Here is a 7,811-nt window from a genome sequence, read left to right on the forward strand (position 1 = left end):
GTGTGTCTTTCTACGTCTCCCCAACCACCCCAACGCCGGCCACCACTCTCTCCTCAACCGCCATGGCCGCACCCACCCGCCCCCCCGCGTCATAATCGGTAGACAGCTGTTTCTTGCACGTCAGCGCGGTCGTGTGCTCCTCGTCACCCAGCACCCGCTCATACGCGGCCAGCGTCGCCTCGTACAACGGGATCGCCTCACCCAACCGCCCCGCCGCGTCATAGGCAGTAGCCAGGTTGTTGCGCGACCCCAGCGTGTCCGGGTGCTCGTCACCCAGCACCCGCTCACGTACGGCCAGCGTCGCCTCGTACAACGGGATCGCCTCATCCAACCGCCCCGCCGCGTCATAGGCGGTAGCCAGGTTGTTGCGCGACATCAGCGTTTTCGGGTGTTCGTCACCCAGCACCCGCTCACGTACGGCCAGCGTCGCCTCGTACAACGGGATCGCCTCATCCAACCGCCCCGCCGCGTCATAGGCGGTAGCCAGGTTGTTCCGCGACGTCAGCGTGAGCGGGTGCTCCTCGTCACCCAGCACCCGCTCACACGCGGCCAGCGTCGCCTCGTGCAACGGGATCGCCTCATCCAACCGCCCCGCCGCGTCATAGGCGGTAGCCAGGTTGTTGCGCGACATCAGCGTTTTCGGGTGCTCGACACCGAGTCTTGCGACGGCAGCGGCGACGACGTCTTCGCCTTGGTCGATAGCCGCCGGATACGACCCTTGGGCGGTGTAGTGGTGCGTCACGACATTGTTGACACCGACCACGTCGGCACCCAGGTCTTCGCTCATCTCGGCGATCGCACCGAGCGCTTCTCTCGCGTGGGGGGCGAGCACCTGGCACCCCTTCCAGTCGGCAGGGTCAGCCGGATGCAACCGTGCGCTCGCGGCCACGACCAGTCCGGCCGCCGCGGCGATCAGCGACGGTCGTTGCCCCTCGCGTGCGGCTCGCCATCGGCACACCTCGGCCACCAGCGGATGCACCATCAGCCCATCGCCGAAACCGCCCACCCCGGCCGGCACCCCATCGACAAGACCCACCGCCCGCAGTCCCGCCAACCCGGCCGCCATCTCCGCGCGGCCTTCATCCCCGTCAGGAAGCAGCCCGGCTTCCGACAACACGGACGGCTCCAGCATCGGCAACGGCACCACCGAGCCCGGCCCCAGAAACGACAACACGCGCAACAGGATGCGCGCCCGTATCCGACCCTGCCGTTCTAGGGCGTCTAACGAAATCTCCCACGTCGACATGATCAGCCGACGCGGATCCTGGTCCCCCCACCCCGGCGCACCCTCATCCACCACGCTCAGCGAGCGATCCGTCAACAGACGCAAGTAGCCGTCCAGCCCTACCTCGGCCATGCCCGAACCCAGATACGACCCTGCCAGGTGCACTGCCAACGGCAGCCGGCCTAACCGATCCGCCACCGCCGTCGCCGCCTCAATCAGCTCCGGCTCGTCCGCACGGCGTATCCGGTCCAGCAGCATCAACGCCGCCGCCCGCTGATCCAACTCACCCAGCGGAAACCACCCTGCCCGATGCCCCCACACCGCCCGATCAGTCACACGGGTGGTCACCAAAACGACCCCGGCACCGGCAGACCTCAACCAACCGCTACCACCCGCCACACTCGTACCGCCCGGGGCCAACACTTCAGGCGCGTCAGCATTGTCAATGACCAACAACCACCGGCCAGACATTCGATTCAGCCAACCCCACACCACCCCCGCTAACGCCAGATCCGAATCGGCGTCCTTCACCTCCTCTGCCGACGCCCCCGCCTCCCGCGCCACGGCCGACATGCCGGCCACCAATGTCGCCCCGTCCACCGCCGACACCCACCACACCCGCCAGCCAGACGCCTGAGCCTCCCGCGCCGCCGCCAACGCCACCGTGGTCTTCCCGCAACCACCCATCCCCACCAAGACCCGAACCTGCGGCGAATAGACAGCAGGCGGCGCCACGAGGTCACTGACCACACCGTCGCGTCCCCGGATGACGACCGGCAGTTCCCCCAGGGGCGCATCCACCCCACCAGGGCCGCTAAGCAGGCCAACATCCTCCGGGGCCGGCGAAACGTCGACAACGGAATCGGCCACAAGTGAAGAGCCGGCGCTACGAGCATCGCGCCCGCGCTGCACCGACACCACCATGACGCTCAACATCGCCAGTACCACCGTCAGGACCAACACCGAAGGGAACGGATAATCCTGGATCACATGCAGGCCCCACGGCCACCGCCGCTCGTCACTGCTCGCCGCGTTGACCGCCAACGCCACCACTGTGGTCACGACCGCCACCAAGACCAGCACCAGAACGAACGACAGGGCCACAAACCACCGCGACCACGGCTGACCCCGAAAGCTCACCGTCACTCCCCGGCACGACCAGATCACCAAAAGCTGACCGCTCATTGAACCGCATCTCTGAGCAATGGCCCATCCGCCAGCAGACCCAGCGAAACCCGCCCAACGTCCGACCACCACAAGCCAGACGTTGCCGCGCCGCGTCGCGGCTTGCCGCTGGCTAGCGGAGTGCATGCGCGGAGAGCCGGCGACACGGCTTACCGCCCTCCGTCCGAGAAGCCGGGGGCGGTAAGCCGCTCAGCGTCCAGGGACCAGGCGGGGACCACACGGCATACGCGATGGCAGCCGGCATGCCATCAACCACACGGCCTGATCGTGGGGATAGCGTGCGCGACGTGCGGGAACGCTTACCAAATCGTCCTGGGGGTCAAGGGGTCGTCGGTTCGAATCCGGCCGTCCCGACAGACACAAAGCCCTGACCGGCGGAAACGCTGGTCAGGGCTTTAAGTTTGTCTATGGGGTTTTGAACCGTCCCCCGAAAACCCCCCGATTACCGGGGTCGGCAACCAGGTTTTTCGTCCATGCGCATCGCTGGACAGGGCGGGTGCGGGAGGTTGCCGCTTGCCGTGGTCGGTGCCCAGTCGCTCGAGCGCCAGCGGCCTGCTGCCGGGCATCTCGGCCACGCCCCTCGCCCCGCAGGGCAGCGGCGACGACCGGATCCAGTCTGTCGAGAAACAGTCGGTCTCGATCTCGTCGCGCCCGAGCGCGTGGATGATCTCGTCGCTGCCACCTACCCGACCGGCGTTCGGGAAAGCGCGCGTGGTGACCACCGACCGCTGGCCCGACTTCACCACCGAGCCATCAAGCGCGGGGAACTGGCTCGGTGGTGAAGGTCTGTCGTTGTATGTCTGGCCAGCGGCTGGCGAGTTCGGCGAGGATCTTCACCAGTTCGGGTCGGTCGAACGGGCCGACGTGGGGGCCGCGACGCTTCGTACGTCTCGGCACCGTCGACGGTGTGGTCCCGTGGCTGCGGTTCACCACCGAATTCACTTTGCTGGCGGCCCTCGGCCTCGCCACCCTCGTACTCGCCGCGGCGGTGCTCGCCGGCGACCAGCGCCTACGTGCCCTCATTCCTTGACAACCCGAAGGCCCGCGCCGGCCAGGACGTCGTGGGAGCGTCCCGTCGATCACCGCCGCGCACCCCCCGACCGGGGCGGACTTCGGCAGTCGGATTTCACGGCGGTCGATGAAACCGTTGTTGGGCGATGACGAATCTGTTAGCTTTTCCAAACCTCGATGAGAGAGCGCTCTCCCGAGGATAGAGGTCAAAGAAGATGACGGCGCTGCACCCCCGACCAGGCACCGTCAACAGCCGCCCACCCCACCCCCACCCCCTATCCCCATCCCCATCCCCATCACGGCGCCGCGCGACCTCCACTGAGGCGCGACGTGCCGACGACCCTCCACCGCCGGGACAGACGCGGCACCGCCATGCGTCCCGGGACCTACCCGCGGGGCCGCCTACCGCGGCCACGTTCGAGACGTGATCGGCGCACGTTTCGGCTGCTTCCTCACGAGAGGTAACCAACCGATCATGATTCGCAGAGTGCTGCTAATCGTCGCTCTTGTACTGGCCGGGATGGGCGTCAACGCCGCCCCGGCGTTCGCGGCCGACTTCTCGGTGCTGATCTTCAGCAAGACCGCGGGGTTCCGGCATGACGCGATCCCCGCAGGGATCACTGCGATCCAGCAACTGGGCACGCAGGGCAACTTCACGGTCGAGGCGACCGAGGACGCCGCCCAGTTCACCGACACGAACCTGGCCAGGTTCAGAGCGGTCATCTGGCTGTCCACGACCGGCGACGTGCTCGACTCGACCCAGCAGGCCGCGTTCGAGCGCTACCTCCGCGCCGGCGGCGGTTATGTCGGCGTGCACGCCGCCTCCGACACCGAATACGACTGGCCCTGGTACGGCAACCTCGTCGGCGCCTACTTTTCCAGCCACCCCGCGATCCAGCCGGCCACCGTCCGCATCGAGGACACCGCCCACCCTTCGAACGCGGGCATCCCGGTGAACTGGAACCGCACCGACGAGTTGTACAACTACCGCACCAATCCCCGCTCGCAGGTGCACGTCCTCGCGAATCTCAACGAGGCCACGTACACCGGCGGCACCATGAACGGCGACCACCCGATCTCGTGGTGCCGGCCCTACGACGGCGGCCGCTCCTGGTACACCGGCCTCGGCCATACCCAGGAGAGCTACACCGAGGCCAACTTCCGCACCCACCTGCTCGGCGGTATCAGGTACGCCGCGCAGAACGTCGGCAACTGCTCGGTGCAGGCGCCCGTCGGCACGTTCAACCAGGTGAACCTGGCCAAGGGCGTGGCGGAGACCGGTGAACCGATGGGCCTCACCGTGCTGCCCAACCGGGGTGTGCTGCACACCTCGCGGAACGGCGTCATCCGGTACACCGACGTCAACGGCAACACCAAGATCGCCCTGACGCTGCCGGTCTACAGCCACGACGAGGAGGGTCTGCAGAGCATCAAGGCCGACCCGAACTTCGCCAGCAACCGCTGGGTGTACGTCTACTACGCGCCGCCGCTCAGCACGCCGGGCGGCGACGCTCCGTCCACCGGCACGGCGGCGCAGTTCGCCCCGTTCAACGGCTCCAACAAGCTGGCCCGGCTCACCGTGCGGGACGACAACACGATCGACCCGGCCTCGCTGGTGACGATCCTCGACGTGCCGACCAGCCGTGGGCTGTGCTGCCACGTCGGCGGTGACATCGACTTCGACGCCGCCGGCAACCTGTACCTGTCCACCGGCGACGACACCAACCCGTTCGATTCGGCCGGTTCCGCGCCGCTCGACGAGCGGGCCGACCGTAACCCCGCCTACGACGCGCAGCGCACCTCGGCCAACAGCAACGACCTGCGCGGCAAGGTGCTGCGGATCAAGCCGGGTGCGACGGGCGGCTACACCATCCCGGCCGGCAACATGTTCGCCCCGGGCACGGCGAACACCAGGCCCGAGGTGTACGCCATGGGCTTCCGTAACCCGTTCCGGATGAGCGTGGACAAGGCGACCGGGGTCGTCTACCTCGGTGACTACGGCCCCGACGCCGGCTCTGCCGACCCGCAGCGCGGGCCGGCGGGCACCGTCTCGTTCGAGCGGATCACCCAGCCGGGCTTCTACGGCTGGCCGTACTGCTCCAACTACAACACCCCCTACCAGGAGTTCACGTTCCCCAGCGGGCCGTCGTCCGGTCCGTACAACTGTGCCGGTGGGCCGACGAACAACTCCCGGAACAACACCGGCATCACCACGCTGCCGCCGTCACAGGCGGCCTGGCTGCCCTACGGTGGGCAGGGGCCCTGGCGGCCCGAGTTGGGTGGGGGCGGGCCCATGGGCGGTCCGGTCTACAACTTCAACCCGGCGCTGGCCTCCGATGTGAAGTTCCCGGCGTCGTACAACGGGAAGGTCTTCCTCGGCGAGTTCACCAGTCGCTGGATCAAGGCGGTCACCTTGAACGCCAACGGCACGGCCGGCGCTATCGAGCCGATCCCGTGGTCCGGAACCGCGATCATGGACATGGAGTTCGGGCCTGACGGCGCCCTGTATGTGCTCGACTACGGCACCACCTGGTTCGGCGGCGACGCCAACTCGGCCCTCTACCGGATCGAGTACAACACCGGCGGCAACCGGGCACCGATCGCGCAGATCAGCGCCACCCCGTCCTCCGGCGCGGCGCCGCTGGCCGTGCAGTTCAGCTCGGCGGGCAGCAACGACCCGGACGGCGACCCGATCACGTACGCCTGGGACTTCACCAGCAACGGCAGCACCGACTCCACGGCGGCCAACCCGACGTTCACCTACCCGGCGAACGGCGAGTACACCGCGACGCTGACGGTACGGGACCCCAGCGGCAGAACCTCGACGGCCAGTACCGTCATCGGGGTCGGCCGACCATCCATCGAATTGATCACACCGGCCGACGGATCGGTGTTCCAGTTCGGCGACCTGGTGCCCTACGAGGTGAGGGTCACCGATCCGAACGCCGGCACCATCGACTGCAGCCGGGTCCAGCTCAACTACATCCTCGGCCACGACAGTCATGGTCACCCGATCACCAGCAAGAACGGCTGCACCGGGTCGATCCAGACCACGGTGGACGGTGAGCACGACGCGTCCGCGAACATCTTCGGAGTGCTCGCCGCGGTGTACACCCCGGTCAGCGGGGTCGCGGTCCAGGACCAGCACGTGCTGCAACCGCGGACCCGGCAGGCCGAGCACTTCGGCACCATGAACGGCGTCCAACTCGCCGCCAAGCCCAGCGCCCACGGCGGCAACGCCATCGGGTACATCGAGAACGGCGACTGGATCTCCTTCACGCCGTACAACCTGGCCGGCGTCACCGGTATCAAGGCGCGGGTCGCCTCGGCCGGCGTCGGTGGCACGCTGACCGTGCGGGTCGACTCACCGACCGGCCCGGTGGCCGGCACGGTGCAGGTCGCTCCGACCGGTGGCTGGGAGACGTGGGCCGACGTCACCGGGACGATCAGCCCACCCGCCGGAACGCACCAGCTGTACCTGGTGTTCACCGGTGGCGCGGGATCGCTGTTCGACATCGACGACTTCACGTTCACCTCCGGCACCACGCAACCGCCGTCGGGGAACCTGGCGTTGAACAAGCCGGTGACGGCGTCGAGCACGGAGTCCGGCACATTCCCGGCCTCGGCTGCGGTGGACGGTTCGCTGACCACCAGGTGGGCGAGCACCTTCAGCGATCCGCAGTGGATCCAGGTGGACCTCGGCCAGTCGACCTCCATCGACCGGGTCAAGCTGACCTGGGAAGCGGCGTACGGCTCGGGGTACCAGATCCAGACGTCGGCCAACGGGACCACCTGGACCACGGTCCGGACGGTGACCGGCGGCGACGGTGGGGTGGACGACAACACCGCGCTGGCCGCCACGGGTCGTTACGTGCGGATCAACGGTACGGCCCGCGCCACCGCCTACGGATATTCGCTGTTCGAGTTCGAGGTCTACGGCGGCGGCGTCGTACAGCCGCCTGCGGGCAACCTGGCGTTGAACAAGCCGGCGAGCGCGTCGAGCACCGAGGCGGTCGCCTACCCGGCCTCCGCCGCGGTGGACGGTTCGCTGACCAGCAGGTGGGCGAGTGCCTTCGCCGACCCGCAGTGGATCCAGGTGGATCTCGGCCAGTCGTACCCCATCAATCGGGTCAAGTTGACCTGGGAGGGAGCGTACGGCTCGGGGTACCAGATCCAGACGTCGGCCAACGGGACAACCTGGACCACAGCCCGGACGATCGCCGGTGGTGACGGTGGGGTGGACGACAACACCGCGCTGGCCGCCACGGGTCGTTACGTGCGGATCAACGGTACGGCCCGCGCCACGGCCTGGGGATATTCGCTGTTCGAGTTCGAGGTCTACAGCTGATTGGGTAGACCGCGCATGATGGGGCGCAGGGACCTTCGAAGG

Annotated in this window: 3 protein-coding genes; 2 read left to right on the forward strand and 1 reads right to left on the reverse strand. The window is 67.9% G+C overall.

What is annotated here, in order from left to right; all coding sequences use genetic code 11:
• Positions 1-10: 10 nt before the first annotated feature.
• Positions 11-2,410, reverse strand: coding sequence for a tetratricopeptide repeat protein (locus tag PSH25_RS33810; protein WP_274528226.1), 2,400 nt, complete (start codon positions 2,408-2,410; stop codon positions 11-13).
• A gap of 796 nt (positions 2,411-3,206) precedes the next feature.
• Between PSH25_RS33810 and PSH25_RS31385 the strand changes: the two genes are divergently transcribed.
• Positions 3,207-3,440 carry a hypothetical protein gene (locus tag PSH25_RS31385; protein ID WP_238662500.1) on the forward strand — a complete coding sequence of 78 codons (234 nt, stop codon included), beginning with the start codon at positions 3,207-3,209 and terminating at the stop codon, positions 3,438-3,440.
• 456 nt (positions 3,441-3,896) lie between these two features.
• Complete coding sequence (locus tag PSH25_RS31390) at positions 3,897-7,769, forward strand: ThuA domain-containing protein (protein WP_441005363.1); 3,873 nt, start codon at positions 3,897-3,899, stop codon at positions 7,767-7,769.
• Positions 7,770-7,811: the final 42 nt, after the last annotated feature.

Source organism: Micromonospora foliorum (assembly GCF_022229015.1).
Classification (GTDB): domain Bacteria; phylum Actinomycetota; class Actinomycetes; order Mycobacteriales; family Micromonosporaceae; genus Micromonospora; species Micromonospora foliorum.

Coding starts and splice junctions, on each gene's coding strand:
- PSH25_RS33810 (WP_274528226.1), bottom strand. CDS start 2,410: ATGAGCGGTCAGCTTTTGGTGATCTGGTCGTGCCGGGGAGTGACGGTG.
- PSH25_RS31390 (WP_441005363.1), top strand. CDS start 3,897: ATGATTCGCAGAGTGCTGCTAATCGTCGCTCTTGTACTGGCCGGGATG.
- PSH25_RS31385 (WP_238662500.1), top strand. CDS start 3,207: ATGTCTGGCCAGCGGCTGGCGAGTTCGGCGAGGATCTTCACCAGTTCG.